The 16,719-nt window shown below is 64.8% G+C and carries 19 protein-coding genes and 1 pseudogene; 10 read left to right on the top strand and 10 right to left on the bottom strand.

Annotated features, from left to right (window positions below; all coding sequences use genetic code 11):
• Window positions 1–13: 13 nt before the first annotated feature.
• From D7S86_RS13625 to D7S86_RS30525, 6 genes and pseudogenes are all read left to right on the top strand, one after another.
• Entirely contained in the window at window positions 14–421 is a 408-nt protein-coding gene (locus D7S86_RS13625) for a RidA family protein (RefSeq protein WP_121087296.1), read from the top strand.
• A gap of 51 nt (window positions 422–472) precedes the next feature.
• The gene (gene tauA / locus D7S86_RS13620) at window positions 473–1,492 is read left to right on the top strand and encodes a taurine ABC transporter substrate-binding protein (RefSeq protein ID WP_121087294.1); all 1,020 of its coding nucleotides are present in this window, start codon (window positions 473–475) and stop codon (window positions 1,490–1,492) included.
• Window positions 1,493–1,513: 21 nt separating this feature from the next.
• Window positions 1,514–2,293, top strand: coding sequence for a taurine ABC transporter ATP-binding protein (locus D7S86_RS13615; RefSeq protein ID WP_121087292.1), 780 nt, complete (start codon window positions 1,514–1,516; stop codon window positions 2,291–2,293).
• Window positions 2,290–3,180, top strand: coding sequence for an ABC transporter permease subunit (locus D7S86_RS13610; protein WP_121087290.1), 891 nt, complete (start codon window positions 2,290–2,292; stop codon window positions 3,178–3,180). Before D7S86_RS13615 ends, D7S86_RS13610 begins: the two co-directional genes overlap by 4 nt.
• Window positions 3,177–4,739, top strand: coding sequence for an FAD-dependent oxidoreductase (locus D7S86_RS13605; RefSeq protein WP_121087288.1), 1,563 nt, complete (start codon window positions 3,177–3,179; stop codon window positions 4,737–4,739). The genes D7S86_RS13610 and D7S86_RS13605 overlap by 4 nt, the downstream gene beginning before the upstream one ends.
• 15 nt (window positions 4,740–4,754) lie before the next feature.
• Window positions 4,755–4,907, top strand: a pseudogene (locus tag D7S86_RS30525) (4Fe-4S dicluster domain-containing protein); the annotation flags it as partial.
• Window positions 4,908–4,919: 12 nt separating this feature from the next.
• Here D7S86_RS30525 and D7S86_RS30520 read toward each other — a convergent pair.
• From D7S86_RS30520 to guaB, 6 genes are all read right to left on the bottom strand, one after another.
• Entirely contained in the window at window positions 4,920–5,120 is a 201-nt protein-coding gene (locus D7S86_RS30520; protein WP_338069179.1) for a hypothetical protein, read from the bottom strand.
• Between the two features lie 102 nt (window positions 5,121–5,222).
• The gene (locus tag D7S86_RS13595; RefSeq protein ID WP_121087284.1) at window positions 5,223–6,470 is read right to left on the bottom strand and encodes a type II toxin-antitoxin system HipA family toxin; all 1,248 of its coding nucleotides are present in this window, start codon (window positions 6,468–6,470) and stop codon (window positions 5,223–5,225) included.
• Window positions 6,463–6,867, bottom strand: coding sequence for a helix-turn-helix domain-containing protein (locus tag D7S86_RS13590; protein ID WP_240648134.1), 405 nt, complete (start codon window positions 6,865–6,867; stop codon window positions 6,463–6,465). Before D7S86_RS13590 ends, D7S86_RS13595 begins: the two co-directional genes overlap by 8 nt.
• Window positions 6,868–7,354: 487 nt before the next feature.
• A complete protein-coding gene (gene guaA / locus D7S86_RS13585; RefSeq protein ID WP_121087282.1) occupies window positions 7,355–8,965 on the bottom strand; it encodes a glutamine-hydrolyzing GMP synthase in 1,611 nt (536 codons plus the stop codon).
• Between the two features lie 33 nt (window positions 8,966–8,998).
• Window positions 8,999–9,661, bottom strand: coding sequence for a hypothetical protein (locus D7S86_RS13580; protein ID WP_205962805.1), 663 nt, complete (start codon window positions 9,659–9,661; stop codon window positions 8,999–9,001).
• A 157-nt stretch (window positions 9,662–9,818) separates the two neighbouring features.
• Window positions 9,819–11,279, bottom strand: coding sequence for an IMP dehydrogenase (gene guaB / locus D7S86_RS13575; RefSeq protein WP_121087280.1), 1,461 nt, complete (start codon window positions 11,277–11,279; stop codon window positions 9,819–9,821).
• A gap of 177 nt (window positions 11,280–11,456) precedes the next feature.
• Between guaB and D7S86_RS13570 the strand changes: the two genes are divergently transcribed.
• The 3 genes from D7S86_RS13570 (at window position 11,457) to D7S86_RS13560 (ending at window position 13,642) form a co-directional block, all read left to right on the top strand.
• A complete protein-coding gene (locus D7S86_RS13570) occupies window positions 11,457–12,446 on the top strand; it encodes a DMT family transporter (protein WP_121087278.1) in 990 nt (329 codons plus the stop codon).
• Window positions 12,447–12,632: 186 nt separating this feature from the next.
• A complete protein-coding gene (locus tag D7S86_RS13565) occupies window positions 12,633–13,316 on the top strand; it encodes an AzlC family ABC transporter permease (RefSeq protein ID WP_240648155.1) in 684 nt (227 codons plus the stop codon).
• Window positions 13,313–13,642, top strand: coding sequence for an AzlD domain-containing protein (locus D7S86_RS13560; protein WP_121087274.1), 330 nt, complete (start codon window positions 13,313–13,315; stop codon window positions 13,640–13,642). The genes D7S86_RS13565 and D7S86_RS13560 overlap by 4 nt, the downstream gene beginning before the upstream one ends.
• Window positions 13,643–13,712: 70 nt before the next feature.
• Here D7S86_RS13560 and D7S86_RS13555 read toward each other — a convergent pair whose 3' ends face one another.
• Entirely contained in the window at window positions 13,713–14,075 is a 363-nt protein-coding gene (locus tag D7S86_RS13555; protein ID WP_121087272.1) for an RnfH family protein, read from the bottom strand.
• Window positions 14,062–14,499 carry a type II toxin-antitoxin system RatA family toxin gene (locus D7S86_RS13550; RefSeq protein ID WP_121087576.1) on the bottom strand — a complete coding sequence of 146 codons (438 nt, stop codon included), beginning with the start codon at window positions 14,497–14,499 and terminating at the stop codon, window positions 14,062–14,064. The genes D7S86_RS13555 and D7S86_RS13550 overlap by 14 nt, the downstream gene beginning before the upstream one ends.
• Window positions 14,500–14,599: 100 nt before the next feature.
• Here D7S86_RS13550 and smpB point away from each other — a divergent pair, with 100 nt between their 5' ends.
• Complete coding sequence (smpB, locus tag D7S86_RS13545; protein WP_121087270.1) at window positions 14,600–15,046, top strand: SsrA-binding protein SmpB; 447 nt, start codon at window positions 14,600–14,602, stop codon at window positions 15,044–15,046.
• 213 nt (window positions 15,047–15,259) lie between these two features.
• Here smpB and D7S86_RS13540 read toward each other — a convergent pair whose 3' ends face one another.
• Window positions 15,260–16,222 carry an SPFH domain-containing protein gene (locus D7S86_RS13540; protein ID WP_420813241.1) on the bottom strand — a complete coding sequence of 321 codons (963 nt, stop codon included), beginning with the start codon at window positions 16,220–16,222 and terminating at the stop codon, window positions 15,260–15,262.
• A gap of 18 nt (window positions 16,223–16,240) precedes the next feature.
• A complete protein-coding gene (locus D7S86_RS13535; RefSeq protein ID WP_240648133.1) occupies window positions 16,241–16,651 on the bottom strand; it encodes an NfeD family protein in 411 nt (136 codons plus the stop codon).
• Window positions 16,652–16,719: the final 68 nt, after the last annotated feature.

The raw sequence follows: 16,719 nt of genomic DNA, 5'->3' as shown, positions 1-16,719 counted from the left end.
GAGCCCAGACGTCATGTCTTCCATCGTGTTCCATCGAGCCCCCTCTGCCGCTCCGCCGCCGCCCTCGGCACGCTATAGCCATGCAGTCGAAGCCGGCGGCTGGCTGTATGTCACGGGACAACTGCCCGTCGATCCCGACGCGCCGGATCATCCGTTGCCCGAAGGCATCGAGGCGCAGGCGCAGCTGTGTTTTCGCAATCTCGAACGGATCGTCGAACACGCGGGCTTTGCGCTGTCGAACACGGTGTTCGTGCGCATCTACTTGCGCGAATTCGACGCCGACTACACGGATTTCAATCGCGTCTACGACCGCTATTTCGACGATGCGGCGCGGCTTCCCGCGCGCACCACGATCGGCGTGGCGCAGTTGGGCCGCAACGCGCGCGTGGAAATCGACGCCGTGCTGCATGCCGTACGTTAAGCGCCGCCCGGCGCCTTCCTCTATTCGCGCTATCCCTTCAGAGTCCATGCAATGAACACACGCTTACTCCTTCGGCTGCTTGCTCTGTCGTTCGCCGGCGCGATCGCCAGCGCAATCGTCGGCGCATCGGTCGCGCAAGCCGCCGACAAGATCGTGACCATCGGCTATCAGACGGATATCGAGCCGTCCAAGATCGCGCAGGCCAAGGGTCTTTACGAAAAGGACAGCGGCTATCAGATCAACTGGCGCAAGTTCAACACGGGCGCCGATGTGATCGCCGCAATGGCTTCGGGCGACGTGCAGGTCGGCTTCACGGGCAGCAGTCCGCTCGCCGCGGGCGTCACGCGCGGCCTGCCGATCGAGACGTTTTTCGTCGCAGCCGAAATCGGTTCGGCGGAAGCCCTCGTTGTGCGTAACGGCAGCCACATCAATTCGCCGCAGGACCTGATCGGCAAGAAGATCGCCGTGCCCTTCGTGTCCACCACGCACTACAGCCTGCTGGCCGCGCTCAAGCACTGGAACGTGCCGGCCGATCGCGTGACGATCCTCAATCTCGCGCCGCCCGAAATCGCCGCCGCATGGGAGCGCGGCGACATCGACGGCGCCTATGTATGGGAACCCGCGCTGGGCAAGATCCAGAAGACGGGCAAGATCTTCACGACCTCGGCCGACGTGCGCAAATGGGGCTCGCCGACATTCCTCGCATGGGTGACGCGCAAGGACTTCGCGCAATCGCATCCCGACTTTCTGGTGAGCTTCGCGAAGGTGACGGGTCAGGTGAATGACGACTATCGCAAGAACGGCGCGAACTGGACGGCGAGTTCGCCGGAAGTCGAGGCGATCGCGCGCGTGAGCGGCTCCGATCCGGCCGACGTGCCCCCGTTGCTGCGCGGCACGAGCTATCCGCTTTTGAGCGAGCAACCGGGCAGCACGCTGCTGGGCGGCGGCACGGCCGCGGCGCTCGCGGATACATCGAAATTCCTCGAAGAGCAGAAGCGCCTCGATACGCTGTTGCCCGACTATGGTCCGACGGTCACTGCCGCCTATGTGCAGCAGGCGATCAAGCAGTAAATCGACGCGACAGGTCAGACGATGATTCGCGTCGAATCGGTCCACGTCGCCTTCGAAACGGGCTCGCGGCGCCATACCGTGCTCTCGGACATCGATCTCGATCTGCGCGACGGCAGCTTCACGGTGGTCCTGGGCCCTTCGGGATGCGGCAAGACGACGCTGCTCAACGTGATCGCGGGATTCGTCGCGCCCACCGCCGGCAAGGTCACGCTCGATGGCGTAACCGTCACCGGACCGGGCGCGGAACGCGGTGTCGTCTCGCAGGACGATACCTTGCTGCCGTGGCAGAACGTCGCGCAGAACGTCGGCTTCGGTTTGAAGCTGCTCGGCTTGCCGCGCGACGCGTGGCGCGACAAGGTCGATTCCCTGCTCGCGTTGACGGGCTTGAGCGAGTACGCGAGCTATCCGCTCTGGAAGATCTCGGGCGGCATGCGTCAGCGCGTGAATCTCGCGCGTTCGCTGGCCGTCGATCCGCGGTATCTGCTGCTTGACGAACCGCTCGGCGCGCTCGACGCGTTCACGCGTCAACGCATGCAGGAATATCTGCTCCAGCTCTGGACGCGCTATGACAAGGCCATGTTGATGATTACGCACGACATCACGGAAGCCCTCTTCATGGCCACCGATCTCGTGCTCATGCGAGGCGGCCCGGGCCGTATCGACACCGTGCGCGCACTGGACTTCGGACGACGTTTCGCGGCGGGTGAAAGCGCGCGCGCGATTCGCAACGACCCGGCCTTCGTCGGACTGCGCGACGAACTCGAAACGAAGTTCTTCGCCGATGAAGGAGAAACGATATGAGCGCGGTCGATCACTCCGTGCGGGCGGCCAGCGGCTCGCCGAAAGCCCTTGAAATATTGGACGCACGCGAAGCGCCGGTCCATATCGGCTCGAACGACGCGGTACGCACGCCGCACGGGGCGTGGATCAGTTCGCGCCAGATCAGCGCGGCGACGTTAGCCGTCCTGATCGCGGCGTGGGCCGTCGCCGCCCATCTCCAACTGGTCAGTCCGGTGTTCCTGCCGTCGCCCGCGGCCGTCGCGCACAAATTCGTCGTCGTGGCCACGACCGGCTCCAGCGACGCCACGCTGCTCGAACACACGCTCGCGAGCCTGCACCGCATGCTCGCGGCGCTGTTGCTGGCGATCGTCACGGCGATTCCGATCGGCATTCTGACGGGGATGAATCGCGTCGCGCAGGCGATCGTCGATCCGCTGATCGAGTTCTATCGTCCGATTCCGCCGCTCGCCTATTTGCCGCTCATCGTGATCTGGTTCGGGATCGGCGAGCCGTCGAAGGTCGTACTGATCTGGCTCGCCATCTTCGCGCCGCTCGCGATCGCGACGCGGCAAGGCGTGAAGCGCGTGAAGCCGGGACGGGTCCGTGCGGCGCGCGCGCTCGGCGCAACGAATGGGCAGATCGTGCGTTACGTGGTGATTCCTTCCGCCGCGCCGGACGTGCTGACGGGCATCCGCATCGGCCTGGGCGTGGGCTGGTCGGTGCTGGTCGCAGCGGAACTGATCGCGTCCACGCGAGGGCTTGGCTTCATGATCCAGTCCGCCGGACAGTTCTTGGAGACCGACGTGGTCATCATGGGCATCATCGTGATCGCGCTGATCGCCGCCGCGATCGAATGGGGTTTGCGGCGCGTGCAAAAGGCGCTCGTGCCGTGGGATGGGCACGCATGAGCGCGCGACACGATCCGAGCGACATCGCGCTGCGAGCGGACGTGTTCGTCGCGGGCGGTGGCCCGGCGGGGACGTGGGCCGCGCTGATGGCGGCACGCAGCGGCGCGCGCGTCGTGCTCGCGGACAAGGGCTATTGCGGCACGTCGGGTGCGGCGGCGGCCTCGAACAACAACGTCTGGTACGTACCCGACCCGAAAGACTACGCACGTCATTTCGAAGAACGTTTTCGCAGCGGCGGCGAACTGAGTGAGGCGGCGTGGACGTCGAGCGTGCTCGAAGCGTCGGTGCGTCAATTGCATTTGCTCGAGACGCTCGGCTATCCGTTCCCGCGCAAGGACGACGGCACACCGAATCGCGCCACGCTGCGCGGCCCCGACTATATGCGCTTCATGCGGCAGCAGATCCGGCGCGCGGGCGTGACCCTTCTCGACCATGCGCCGCTGCTCGGCCTTGTACGGGACGAACGCGAAGGCCGCGTCACGGCCGCGTTCGGCGAGCGCCGTGACGGCTCGCGCTGGCAGGTCGATGCGAATGCGTGCGTGATCGCCACGGGCGGCTGCGCGTTTCTGGGCGGTGCGCTGGGCACCGACGTCTGCACGGGCGACGGGCATCTGGCGGCGGCCGAAGCGGGCGCCCTGTTCTCGGGGATGGAGTTCTCGAGCCAGTATGGGCTCGCGGCAGCCTTCTCGTCGGTCACCAAGGGCTTGCCGTTCGTCTGGGCGAGTTACTCGACACAGGACGGCAAAGCGCTGCATATCGACGAGGACGACGCCTTCATTCCCGTCGCGAAGACGCTGATCCGCGAGCCCGTGTTCGCCGTCTTCGATCGTGCGACGTCCGAGATCGAACGATGGCTGCGCTCGGGTCAGGCCAATGCGTTCCTGCCCTTCGATCGGATGGGTATCGACCCGTTCCGGACGCGCTTCCCCGTCGGCCTGCGACTTGAAGGCACGGTCCGCGGCACGGGCGGCATCGATCTTGTCGGCCTCGACGGCAGCACGAACGTGCCCGGCCTCTATGCGGCGGGGGATGCGGCATCGCGCGAAGTGATTGTCGGCGCGCGCACGGGCGGCGGTTCGCCGAACGCGGCGTGGGCCATCGCCACGGGAAGCGCGTCGGGTGAGGCGGCGAGCCGCTTCGCGAAAGCCTACGGCAGCGTGCCGGCGGCCGATGTCGACATCGACGCACACCGTGCGCGGCTTGCTACGAGCGACCCGCATGCGGCCGCCGAAGCGCTGGAACGCGATGTGCGTCCGCCGGAGGTACAGTTGTTCCGCGGCGAACCTCGGCTGACTGCGGCTCTGCGGACGATCGACGCTGCGCTTGCGACGCGCGCGGGCACCGATGCGTCACATGCGGCGAGCCGCAGTGCGTATGCGCTGATGTATGTCGCGAAGCTGTCGTACACGAGTGCGCTCGCGCGTCGCGAAACGCGCGGCATGCATCGGCGTGACGACTATCCGTCGCAAGGCGGCGTCGCTTCTCGTCTGCTGATCGGCGGCGTCAACGGTGAGCTCGCGCTGCGCCGGCGGGCTGTCGCCGAATCCGCCCTTCCCTGACAGGACAAATCCGCTTTGATCGAACTCATCAGCCCGTCGCGCTGCACTGCCTGCGACCGTTGTGTCGATGTCTGCCCGACCCATGTATTCGATACCGTCAAGGGCGGCATTCCCGTCATCGCGCGACCAGACGCGTGCCAAACCTGCTTCATGTGCGAGCTGTATTGCCCCGCCGATGCGCTATACGTGCATCCGTTCGCGGACGAGCACGTCGCGGTCGATGAAGCGCAGCTTATCGAGAACGGTGCGCTCGGCGCCTACGGCCGCGCGCTCGGCTGGAAACGAGCCCGCGCGGGCGGCACCGAGCGCGATGAAACGCATCGCTTGTTTGAGATCGGGGTGACCTAAGACGATCGCCCCAACCGAATCGGAGCCGTCCATCGTCCTCGGTCATGGGCTCGGCATTCACCCATCCTGAGTTCAACCTCATCGGCGATGCCGAGCGGCACGACCGGCCTTGCTCGAACGCAATGCTCAATACCGTCACAACCGCAACGCGGCCTCAAGGTCATCGTGCTCGAACGCACTTGCCATGCGAGCGATCTCCGAGCGCCTGCACTCGACTTCCTGAGCCACCGCCTGCCATGTCCGTGTCACGGCGGCCACCTCGCGGATCGTGGCCCGAGCCTGTTTCAGCGACAAGCCGAAAAATGCCGCCGCGCTCTCAAGGAGGCCGACCGAACACGTGCCTTCGTCGAGATCGATATTGGTCGTCAGAATGCGCGCTCTGACGTCGGTTGGCGTGGGATTGAGGTCATATGCCGGTGACAGTACCCAACCGTTTCGACCGGTCCAGAGGAATCCGTGGTTGCGCAAATGATCATCGACATTCGAGACCAGTACGTTGAAGGTCACGCGACGATATAGCTGTGCAGCATCGGCTCGCGCCGTCGCGCCATGCTGTGTCAATGCGTCGACGAGTTCCGGATAACTGCCGCGTTGGCCGTCACGCGATCCCGTCATCGACATTGCAGAGAGAAACGGAATGCGAATGCTCCCAGCGCGATCGAAGCGGCGCGACAACAGCACAGACTTGCCCGCTACCTGAAGCAGTTCGTGATGCGGGGTGGAAATGCCGGCGCGTTCGGCCAATCGAAGGGCCACTTCCTCCCAGGTCTCGATGCTGTATTCGTCGGCCTCCTTCGGAAATTTGGCGATCGACAAGTGGCCGTACTGGTCGATGACCGAAGCCTTGGGACGTGCGCCGCCGAGTGACGATCCAGGCGCGAAGATCAGTTGCAGATCCTCGTCCGTTTCTTCGTCCCGCAGAATGCGCTCGGTGATTTGAAGCAGCCGCCCCAATTCGATGATCGCCGGAACACCGGTGGGAGCGGGCGCCTGAAATTCCACGTCTCCACTTCGGCGAAAACGCAACGCACCCAGTCGAGTTTCATCGGCTACCCCCAACAGATAGTCGAGTTCACCGAGCGTGCGGACCCGTCGTCCTTCGCGTTCGGCTTGTCGACGCTCGGCACGCTGCATAAGACGGCGTCCCCAGGTATCCGGCGCCGAATCGCCGATCGAGCCGAAGATGGGTTGATCGGCCGGCGGTGGGAACAGGCCTCGCGTCAAGGCCAGCGCCGGCTCGATCGAAAAGCGCTCGTCGGCGGCCAGCCAGGTCTCGTCATATTCGAACGTGACTGTTTCTTCGCGGCGTGACGCATGGCGCCTGAGCAGCCCGACGGGTCGCGACGTGCCGTCGAGATCGATATACGCCTCGACGTCAGCCATGGTCGCTCTTCTCGCGGCTACGCGGCAGCCGGACGCGCTGCGGCAGTGCCGCAGTGGCTAACGATTGCCCCACGGTATCGTGGGCGGCATCGGCAACCTCTTGCAGTCCGCCCAAAAGCCCAAGCGCCAGCAGCACGGCCGCATAGATGCCCATGCTCACGCCTGGATCACCCGCCTCGACCCGCTGCACAGTCGCTCGCGAAGTGAAAGCGCGCTCGGCGATCACCGCCATGGTCAATCGGCGGCGGCGGCGCGCGTCGTGAATATCGGCGCCCAATTGACGGAGTGCCCGCCGGACGGCTGAAGACGGTGCATGGGGGGTCGGCATTTTGCCACCTTCATGGTACGTAAAACCCAGATAATGTAACACGAAGATGACATTGTTACCTCGAGCCATCCGAAATCGCGAGCTGCGTGAAGTCGGCGGCGAGGGTGTAGAAGGGAGCGCGCACCGGTCCCGCACCACCGCGGTTGCCGGCACCAAGACGGCTTATCAGATACTGGAGCTTCGACGAATGGAACGGGGCCACGCGACGATACACGGCAGCCCTATGGGGAGGTGAGAACTTCAGACTGATGGCAAGCAATGCAGGAAGCCGCTATGTCTTCAGCGGCGTCCTTCGGCGGCCTGAACCTGAAGGCATGGCTAACAGGTCAGGCAAGTCGCGGGCATCGCAGACGGGCTCAAGCCAGCCTATCCGCACGTTGCCCGCGCCTACCGCCAAATGGCGGTAGGTCGGACTTCACGCGAAGCGCAGTCGGCATCTCCTAGCGATCTAGGACTTACGGACCTGCGCTCCGGCATTTGGAGTCAGAGTCGTGCATGCATGATCGAGTGTCGATCATCGCTACACATGGATTCAAACGGGCGCTAAAAGAACCCCTCACTCCCACTCAATCGTCGCCGGCGGCTTCCCCGAGATGTCATAGACAACCCGATTGAACCCGCGCACTTCGTTGATGATCCGGTTCGACACATGGCCGAGCAGATCATGCGGCAGATGCGCCCAATGTGCGGTCATGAAGTCCTGCGTCTGCACCGCGCGCAGCGCGACGACGAACTCGTAGGTCCGGCCGTCGCCCATCACGCCGACGCTGCGCACCGGCAGAAACACCGCGAACGCCTGGCTCGTGAGCTCGTACCACGACTTGCCGCTCGTCGGATCGATCATCTCGCGCAAGGCTTCGATAAAGATCGCATCCGCGCGGCGCAGCAGGTCCGCATACTCGCGCTTGACCTCACCGAGAATCCGCACGCCGAGACCCGGGCCCGGGAACGGATGACGATAGACCATCGCCGGCGGCAAACCGAGCGCGACGCCCAACTCGCGAACCTCATCCTTGAACAACTCGCGCAAGGGCTCGAGCAGCTTGAGATTGAGCGTCTCGGGCAGCCCGCCGACGTTGTGATGGCTCTTGATCGTCTGCGCAGCCTTCTTGCCCTTGCCCGCCGACTCGATCACGTCGGGATAGATCGTGCCCTGCGCAAGCCACTTTGCATCGCTGAGCTTGCCGGCCTCGGCCTGGAAAACTTCGACGAACTCGGCGCCGATGATCTTGCGCTTCGCCTCGGGATCGGTCACCCCCTTGAGCTTGCCGAGAAACTGCTCGCTCGCGTCGATATGGATGACCTTGACGCCCAGGTGGCTCGCGAACGTCTCCATGACCTGCTCGGCTTCATTGAGCCGCAACAAACCATGATCGACGAACACGCACGTCAATTGGTCGCCGATCGCACGATGCAACAACGCGGCCGCGACCGACGAATCGACGCCGCCCGAGAGCCCCAGAATCACATGCTCGTCGCCGACCTGCGCGCGAATCTGTTCGACCGCCTCGTCGATGTAATGCCCCATCTCCCAGTCGGGACGCGCCTTGCAAAGCTCGAGCACGAAGCGATTGAGAATCGTGCGCCCCTGGACCGTGTGCGTGACCTCAGGGTGAAACTGCACCGCATAAAAACCGCGATCCTCGTCGGCCATGCCCGCGATCGGGCACGACGGCGTCGACGCCATGAGCTTGAAGCCCGACGGCAATTCGGTGACCTTGTCGCCGTGGCTCATCCAGACCTTCAGCATGCCGTGCCCTTCCGGCGTCACGAAGTCCTGAATGCCGCTGAACAGCTTCGTATGCCCATGCGCGCGAATCTCGGCATAGCCGAACTCGCGCGTATGTCCGCCCTCGACCTTGCCGCCGAGCTGCTCGGCCATCGCCTGCATCCCGTAGCAGATACCCAGCACCGGCACGCCAAGCTCGAACACGACCTGCGGGACGCGCGGCGTGTCGTCCTCGGTCACCGAGTTCGGACCGCCCGACAGGATGATGCCCTTCGGCGCGAAATGACGCACAAATTCGGCATCCACGTCGTGCGGATGAATCTCCGAGTAGACATGCGCCTCGCGAACGCGACGCGCGATGAGCTGCGTCACCTGCGAGCCGAAATCGAGAATCAGGATGCGGTCGTGCGGAACAGTGTGGGTGGGTGCGGTCGACATAGGTTCAAGAGTGACTGACTGCTGTGTGGATCTTCATAGCGGCCTGCGAATATCGTCAGGCGGCAACGCGACACGCGGGTCGCGTACATCGTTTTCATGAGCGCCGTGCTGTCCCGATACCGACGACGACGGCGACGGCGACGCATCGGCAACAGGTTCGGCCGCGACGCGATGCCCGCGCGCGAACGCGGGTTCGACCGGGCTCGCCGCTTCACGGTCCCGCTCGCGGATACGCGCGCGATCGCGCTGCTCGGCCTCGTCGGCGAATACAGACGGATCGGCCGACGCGCGCGCGCGACGACGGATCGCATCCGCAAGCCGCACGAGCCCGACTCCGATCACGAGCAGCACGAGCGCGATCACCGGCCCCGAAAATACGATCGCGCGACTCGCCTCGACGGACGGGTCATGCAGCGCGATCAGCCAGGCCAGCAACACGACCCCGCTGATCCAGTTCACATGTCCCGTCACGCGTGCGACCGCAACCGTGAGCTGGCCGTCATAGGCCGCGTGCCACTGCAGCCACGCAAACCCGAGCAAGGCAATGCCGAACAACTGTCCGAGCGCGGGCGGCTTGGGTGCGACCGCCTGCAACGCGACGATCGTGTTCGCCCACGGCGACGCAACGAGCGCGAGCCCAAGCACAAGCGTGAGCACGCCATCGACGACGAGTAATGCGCGCAAGATCGGTTTCATCGCTGTCTCCCTGTTGGCGCGAGCACGCCCGGTATCCGCGCATCCGCGCACACGTCAGCGCGCACATCGTAGCGTGCGGCTGACCCGCGACATGCAGCATGCAACGCGCCCGGCCCCCGCAACCCTCGCGTGGCGCACGGCCCTGACGCGCAAGCGCTTAATCGACGTGGTAATTCGGCGCTTCCTTCGTGATCTGCACGTCGTGCACATGCGACTCGCGCATGCCCGCCGTCGTGATCTCGACGAAACCCGCCTTTTCGTGGAATTCCTCGATCGTGCTGCAGCCGCAATAGCCCATGCTCGCGCGCACGCCGCCGGTCAACTGGAACAGGATCGCATTGACGCTGCCCTTGTACGCGACACGGCCCTCGATGCCTTCCGGCACGAGCTTGTCGATATTCGCCGAGTTGTCCTGGAAGTAGCGATCGGCCGCGCCGTCCTTCATCGCGCCGACCGAACCCATGCCGCGATACGCCTTGTACGTGCGGCCCTGGAACAGGAATTCCTCGCCGGGCGCCTCTTCCGTGCCCGCGAACATGCTGCCCATCATGACCGTGTCGGCGCCCGCCGCGAGCGCCTTGGCGACGTCGCCCGAAAAGCGGATCCCGCCGTCGCCGATGCACGGCACGCCCGTGCCCTTGAGTGCTTCGGATACGTTCGCGATCGCCGTGATCTGCGGCACGCCGACGCCCGCGACGATCCGCGTCGTGCAGATCGAACCCGGACCGATCCCGATCTTGACGCCGTCCGCGCCATATTCGACGAGCGCGCGCGCCGCGTCGGCCGTCGCGATGTTGCCGCCGATCACGTCGACCTGCGGGAAATGCTTCTTGACCCAGCTCACGCGATCGAGCACGCCCTGGCTGTGGCCGTGCGCCGTATCGACGACGATGACGTCGACACCCGCGCGCACGAGCAGCTCGACGCGCTCTTCATTGTCGGGACCGACGCCGACCGCCGCGCCGACGCGCAGCTTGCCGTGCTGATCCTTCGCCGCCAGCGGATGCTCGGTGGCCTTCAGAATGTCCTTGACCGTGATCAGGCCGCGCAACTCGAACGCATCGTTGACGACGAGCACGCGTTCGAGCCGGTGATGGTGCATCAGCGCCTTCGCCTCGGCGAGCGGCGTGCCTTCCTTGACCGTGATCAGGCGTTCGCGCGGCGTCATGATCGCGCGCACGGGTTCGTCGAGGCGCGGCTCGAAGCGCAGGTCGCGGTTCGTCACGATCCCGATGAGCTGCGGCCCCTCGACAACGGGAAAACCGGAAATGCCATGCTGTTGCGACAACTCGATCACGTCGCGCACCTTCATATGCGCGGGCACCGTGATCGGATCGCGCAATACGCCCGACTCGAAACGCTTGACCTTCGCGACTTCGCGTGCCTGATCGGCCGGCGTCAGATTCTTGTGGACGATGCCGATCCCGCCCTGCTGCGCCATCGCGATCGCCAGGCGACCTTCGGTCACCGTATCCATGGCGGCGGAGACGAGCGGGATATTCAGCGAGATATTGCGGGACAGGCGGGTCTGGAGGCGAGTGTCACGCGGAAGGACACTGGAAAACGCGGGCACGAGCAGCACGTCATCGAACGTGAGTGCTTTTTGGATAAGACGCATAGCAAATCCTATAGGCGCAAAAGCGGATTATACGCGAAGCTTGCCGATTCGTTGTCGCAGCCCCTTGAAACTGCAGGTTTTACCGCCCGGTCTGCAGAATTTCACAAGACGGCGCGCGACCGCGGGCTCTAGTCTGTGCGCTCTTCAACGACACGCATATGAACGAGGACACGTCGAATGCAGCGCGGAGTGATCTACGGAATCCTGGCCGGCGCCCTCTGGGGCACGGTCTTTCTGGCCCCGCGCCTGCTCGCCGATTTCTCGCCGTGGCTGCTCTCGGCGGGCCGCTACATGATGTACGGCGCGGTGTCGCTGCTCGCGTTCGTCCCGATTGCGCGCACGGTCTGGCCGAAACTGACGATGCGCGACGCGCTCACATTGCTGCGGCTCGCGCTGACCGGCAATCTCGCCTACTACGTGTTTCTCGCCGAAGCCGTCCACCGGGTCGGGATCGCTCCGACCTCGCTGATCATCGGCGTGCTGCCCGTGACCGTCACGCTCGTCGGACGCCGAGATCACGGTGCGGTGCCGCTCGCGCGGCTCGCGCTGCCGCTTGGGCTCGTGCTCGCGGGCATCGCATGCATCAATGCGGACGTGTTTTTCGGCGCGGCCGGCGCGCCGAGCGCGTCGGGCACCACGAGCACCGGCTCGCAGATCGTCGGCGTGCTCTGCGCCGTGGGCGCCCTCGTAAGCTGGACAGGCTTTGCCGTCGAAAATGCGCGCTACCTGCAGCGCAACCCGCAATTCACGGGTCACGAGTGGTCGACGCTCTGGGGCATCGCCACGGGCCTGCTCGGCCTCGTGCTGGCGTTGATCGTCGCCGCGCTGCCCGCGGGCATGGTGCAGCCGGCGCTGCCCGATGCGCGCTGGCATCAGTTCTGGACGCTGAACCTCGTGCTCGCGGTCGGCGCGTCGTGGCTCGGCAACGGCCTCTGGAACGCCGCCGCGAAGCGGCTGCCGCTCACGCTCTCGGGGCAGATGATCGTGTTCGAAACCTTGTTCGCGCTCATCTACGGATTCGCCTACGACGCGCGCTGGCCGCGCGGACTCGAAGTCGCCGCGATCGCCCTGCTCGTCGTGGGCGTCAGTTGGTCGGTACGGCTCCACGCGGCCGAGGACCCGATGCCGCACCGGATCGAGGACGAAGCCGAGATCTCGACTCATTGACCACGCGCCCGAATCACGCACTCACGCACGATGACGACCCGAACAACCCACCCGATGAGAACGGCCCCGCGGCCGACGCCCACGCGCGATGCGCGCGCGTCGCACGCGGCCTCCGCGCCGACGCCTTCGGCCGACCCCGCGGGCGCGCCGCCGGCCCATGCGCGTCGCGCCGCGTTCATCGCCGGCATGCGTGACACGATCCCGATGCTCGTCGGCGCCGCGCCGTTCGGCATCATTTTCGGCGCGCTCGTCATGACGCTGCCGAACCACGCGCTCGGCCCCTGGCTCGGTCAATGGATGTCGCTCGCCGTCTTCGCGGGATCGAGCCAGTTCATCGCCGTGGGACTCGTCGCGAGCCATGCGGCGCTGCCGGTCATCTGGTTCACGACGCTGATCGTCAACGGCCGCCATCTGCTCTACGCGGCATCGCTGTCGCCGCGGCTCGCGCACCTGCCGCTGCGCTGGCGCGCGTTGCTCGGCATGCTGCTCGTCGACGAGACATTCGCGGTGGCGATCGACTACGAACGCCGCGCGCCAGGCTCGCCCGTCGCGCACTGGCACTTTCTGGGCTCGGGCATCGCGATGTATCTGAACTGGCAGGCGTTCACGCTGATCGGGCTCTGGTTCGGCGCGGCGTTTCCCGGCCTCCAGTCGCTCGGACTCGATTTCGCGATGGTCGCGACCTTCATCGCGATCGTGATGCCCCAGGCACGCGTCGCGCGCTTCGCGCTCGCCGCGATCGTGGCGGGAGGACTCGCCTACGCATGGCGGCATCTGCCCTATCAGCTCGGGCTGCTCGCGGCCGTCCTCGCGGGCGTCGCGGTCGGGACCATCGTCACGCTCTGGCAACAACGGAGGACCGCATCATGAGCACGACGTCGGGCATTTTGATGATCGTCGGCATGGCGATCGTCACGTATTGCGTCAAGGCGTCCGTGTTGCTGCTCGGCCATCGCATCCGTTTCGCCCCGATCGTCCGGACCGCGCTCGGCTTCGTACCCGTCACCGTCTTGACGGCGATCGTCGTCCCGATCGTGATCGCGCCGCATCACGGCGACGCCGAGCTGAGCTGGCGCAATCCGCAACTCGTCGCCGCGCTCGGCACCGCGATCGTGGGTTTCACGACGCGTCACGCGCTCGCGACGATCGGCTTCGGACTCGCATTGTTCTTCGCGTGGCAATACGCGGTCGCCTGAGCGCCGGGTGATCGTTGCGGCGCGATTTCGGTCACCCCATCGCCCGCCCCACCGCCCGCCCGCGACGACCTTAGCGGCGGCGTTCCTTGGCGACCCACCGGCGCCCCTCGACGGACGTCGCGCGTGTTTTCTCGACTCGGCGCTGGCGCGCCATTTTCGGATCGGCCTTGAGCGGCCGGTAGATTTCGACACGATCGCCCGCCGAAACGACGGCGTCGAGCGCGACGATCTTGCCGAACACGCCGACGGCCAACGTGCTCAGATCGATCTCGGGATGGCGCGCAATGATGCCCGAGCGCTCGATCGCCTGCCGCACGGTCGAACCGGCCTCGACTTCGATCGCCAAGAGGGTCTGCGCATCCGGCAAGGCGTAGCAGATTTCGATGGGAACGGTCCCGGGCGGCGTTGCGCCGAGCGGCTCACGACTTGCCATAGCGCGTATTGGCCCGCTTGATGAACGATTCGACGAAGGTGTTCGCGATATGACTGAAGACCGGCCCGATCAGTTTTTCGAGGATCACGCTCGAAAATTCGTAATGCAGCGCAAATTCGATCTTGCACGCATCCGCGCGCAGCGGTGTAAACGCCCAAAATCCCGTGAACTTCTTGAAAGGCCCGTCGGTGAACTCCATATCGATCCGTGTCGGGCGTTCCTGCCGGTTACGCGTGGCGAAGTGCTGCTTGATGCCCTTGAAATGGATGTCGATACGCGCTTCGACGCCCGTTTCGCTTTGATGGCGAATGTCGACCCCTCCACACCAGGGCAGAAAGTTCGGATAATCGGCCACATCGGTGACCAAATCGAACATCTGTTCCGCCGAGTGCCGGATCAGGACAGTTTTTTGTACGTCTGCCATATCAAGAATGCGCGTCAATGTGACGCATGCGCGTGCCAGCAAAGCGACGGTCACCCGGGCGCCGCTTTGTTAAAATCGCGATTTTATCAGGCCCGACTCCATGAGCATTGTCGATAACAAAAAGGCCTTCTTCGATTACTTCATCGAAGAACGCCATGAGGCCGGCCTCGTGCTCGAAGGGTGGGAGGTCAAGGCCATCCGCGCGGGACGCTCTCAGATCAAGGAAGCCTACGTCGTCATCAAGGGCGCCGAAATCTTTCTGATTGGAGCACATATCAGCCCGCTTCTCAGTGCGTCGACGCATATCAAGCCCGACCCGCTGCGCACGCGCAAACTGCTGCTCCACGGCGACGAGATCAGCAAACTGATCGGCAAGGTCGAACAGCGCGGCTACACGCTCGTGCCGCTGAATCTTCACTATACGAAAGGCCGCGTCAAATGCGAGATCGGCCTCGCGAAAGGCAAGAAGCTTCATGACAAGCGCGAAACCGAGAAGAACCGCGACTGGCAGCGCGAGAAGGCCCAACTGATGAAAACGGCGCGCTGACGACGGCGCATCGTGCGCGGCGGGACGATCCGCGGACCGGAAGCGAACCCGAAGCGCACGGATCGCGGACGAAACGCGTGCGCTCGCTCGTGCGCGCTCTGACCGCCGCTCTCGCACCCGATCGACACCGGAGGCTGCTCGGAACGGCGCTAGAGCGGCGCCGGAGCCTGTCTGCCCAAGCCCATCTGCCCGAGCCCCCTCGGCCCGCCCCCTCTAACGCAGCGACTTCGCCGATTCGCCGCCGAGCGGCCCTGAGTTCGCTCCGCCCTGTTTGACGATCGTCAGCGCCGACGCGATCATCGAGCTCATATCGCTCATATCGGCCGGCACGATCAGCGTGTTGCCCGTCTTCGCGAGATTGCCGAACGCCGTCACATATTGCTCGGCGACCTTCAGGTTGACCGCCTCCATGCCGCCCGCGGCCTGGATCGACAGCGCGATCTTCTGAATCGCCTGCGCATTCGCTTCGGCGACCGCGAGAATCGCCGAGGCCTCGCCCTGCGCCTTGTTGATCGCCGCCTGCCGCTCGCCCTCGGATTTCTGGATCGCGGCTTCGCGCGCACCGGCGGCCAGGTTGATCTGCTCCTGACGACGCCCCTCGGACGCCGCGATCAGCGCACGCTTTTCGCGCTCGGCCGTGATCTGCGACTGCATCGCATGAAGAATTTCCTTGGGCGGCGTCAGATCCTTGATCTCATAGCGCAGCACCTTGACGCCCCAGTTCTGCGCGGCCTCGTCGAGCGCCGTCACGACGCTGTGATTGATGACGTCGCGCTCCTCGAACGTCTTGTCGAGCTCGAGCTTGCCGATGACCGAACGCAGCGTCGTCTGCGCGAGCTGCGTGATCGCGATCAGATAATTGCTCGTGCCGTACGACGCCTTCATCGGATCGGTGATTTGAAAATAGAGCACGCCGTCGACCTGCAACTGTGTGTTATCGCGCGTGATACAGATCTGGCTCGGCACTTCGAGCGGCACTTCCTTGAGCGAATGCTTGTACGCAATACGATCGACGAACGGCAAGACGATCGTGAGTCCCGGTGCGAGCACCGCATGGAATCGTCCGACGCGTTCGAGCACGAACGCATGCTGCTGCGGCACGATCTTGACGGTCTGCACGATCAATGCGACGACGACGACGAACAATACGACAACGATGACCCCTGAATCGATCATAGGGACTCCCAGTAGGTTTCAAGTGGCGTCGCGTACGACGAGACGGCTGCCGCGTACCGCGACGATACGAAAACGCCCCGCATGCTCGGATTCGCCCGGCGCGAGTTCGACATCCCACTCGGCGCCGCGATACATCGCGCGCGCGGCGCCGTCGCGCCAGCCGGCGACATCGAGCGTGGCGCCGATATCGAGGTTGATGTCGGGATTGTGTTCGGGATTGACGCGCACCGCACGGCCGCGCCGCGAGCGCTGAAGCAGATAGACCGCGAGCGCGGCGACCAGCGCGGCGATCGCCCACTGCAGCTCGACGGAACCGCCCGCGACGCGGACTAAGCCGCCCGCGATGCAGCCGCACGCGACCATCAACAAATAGAACGTCCCAGTCAGGAGCTCGCCGATCAGCAGCGCGCCGACTGCGATCCACCACATTCCGCTGACCCAGTGCATCTGGTCCCCGCATGTCGTTGTGTTGTGTTCGGGTTTTATAGCACAACGCC

The sequence above is a fragment of the Pararobbsia silviterrae genome, from assembly GCF_003628125.1.
Classification (GTDB): domain Bacteria; phylum Pseudomonadota; class Gammaproteobacteria; order Burkholderiales; family Burkholderiaceae; genus Pararobbsia; species Pararobbsia silviterrae.
The sequence above is the reverse complement of the archived record's forward strand: the minus strand, read 5'-3'. Positions and strand labels throughout refer to the sequence as shown.

What these genes read in the sequence shown, in the direction of transcription:
- D7S86_RS13625 (WP_121087296.1), top strand. Translation starts at nt 14, where the DNA reads ATGTCTTCCATCGTGTTCCATCGAGCCCCCTCTGCCGCTCCGCCGCCG.
- tauA (WP_121087294.1), top strand. Translation starts at nt 473, where the DNA reads ATGAACACACGCTTACTCCTTCGGCTGCTTGCTCTGTCGTTCGCCGGC.
- D7S86_RS13615 (WP_121087292.1), top strand. Translation starts at nt 1,514, where the DNA reads ATGATTCGCGTCGAATCGGTCCACGTCGCCTTCGAAACGGGCTCGCGG.
- D7S86_RS13610 (WP_121087290.1), top strand. Translation starts at nt 2,290, where the DNA reads ATGAGCGCGGTCGATCACTCCGTGCGGGCGGCCAGCGGCTCGCCGAAA.
- D7S86_RS13605 (WP_121087288.1), top strand. Translation starts at nt 3,177, where the DNA reads ATGAGCGCGCGACACGATCCGAGCGACATCGCGCTGCGAGCGGACGTG.
- D7S86_RS30520 (WP_338069179.1), bottom strand. Translation starts at nt 5,120, where the DNA reads ATGGACGGCTCCGATTCGGTTGGGGCGATCGTCTTAGGTCACCCCGAT.
- D7S86_RS13595 (WP_121087284.1), bottom strand. Translation starts at nt 6,470, where the DNA reads ATGGCTGACGTCGAGGCGTATATCGATCTCGACGGCACGTCGCGACCC.
- D7S86_RS13590 (WP_240648134.1), bottom strand. Translation starts at nt 6,867, where the DNA reads ATGGCTCGAGGTAACAATGTCATCTTCGTGTTACATTATCTGGGTTTT.
- guaA (WP_121087282.1), bottom strand. Translation starts at nt 8,965, where the DNA reads ATGTCGACCGCACCCACCCACACTGTTCCGCACGACCGCATCCTGATT.
- D7S86_RS13580 (WP_205962805.1), bottom strand. Translation starts at nt 9,661, where the DNA reads ATGAAACCGATCTTGCGCGCATTACTCGTCGTCGATGGCGTGCTCACG.
- guaB (WP_121087280.1), bottom strand. Translation starts at nt 11,279, where the DNA reads ATGCGTCTTATCCAAAAAGCACTCACGTTCGATGACGTGCTGCTCGTG.
- D7S86_RS13570 (WP_121087278.1), top strand. Translation starts at nt 11,457, where the DNA reads ATGCAGCGCGGAGTGATCTACGGAATCCTGGCCGGCGCCCTCTGGGGC.
- D7S86_RS13565 (WP_240648155.1), top strand. Translation starts at nt 12,633, where the DNA reads ATGCGTGACACGATCCCGATGCTCGTCGGCGCCGCGCCGTTCGGCATC.
- D7S86_RS13560 (WP_121087274.1), top strand. Translation starts at nt 13,313, where the DNA reads ATGAGCACGACGTCGGGCATTTTGATGATCGTCGGCATGGCGATCGTC.
- D7S86_RS13555 (WP_121087272.1), bottom strand. Translation starts at nt 14,075, where the DNA reads ATGGCAAGTCGTGAGCCGCTCGGCGCAACGCCGCCCGGGACCGTTCCC.
- D7S86_RS13550 (WP_121087576.1), bottom strand. Translation starts at nt 14,499, where the DNA reads ATGGCAGACGTACAAAAAACTGTCCTGATCCGGCACTCGGCGGAACAG.
- smpB (WP_121087270.1), top strand. Translation starts at nt 14,600, where the DNA reads ATGAGCATTGTCGATAACAAAAAGGCCTTCTTCGATTACTTCATCGAA.
- D7S86_RS13540 (WP_420813241.1), bottom strand. Translation starts at nt 16,222, where the DNA reads ATGATCGATTCAGGGGTCATCGTTGTCGTATTGTTCGTCGTCGTCGTC.
- D7S86_RS13535 (WP_240648133.1), bottom strand. Translation starts at nt 16,651, where the DNA reads ATGTGGTGGATCGCAGTCGGCGCGCTGCTGATCGGCGAGCTCCTGACT.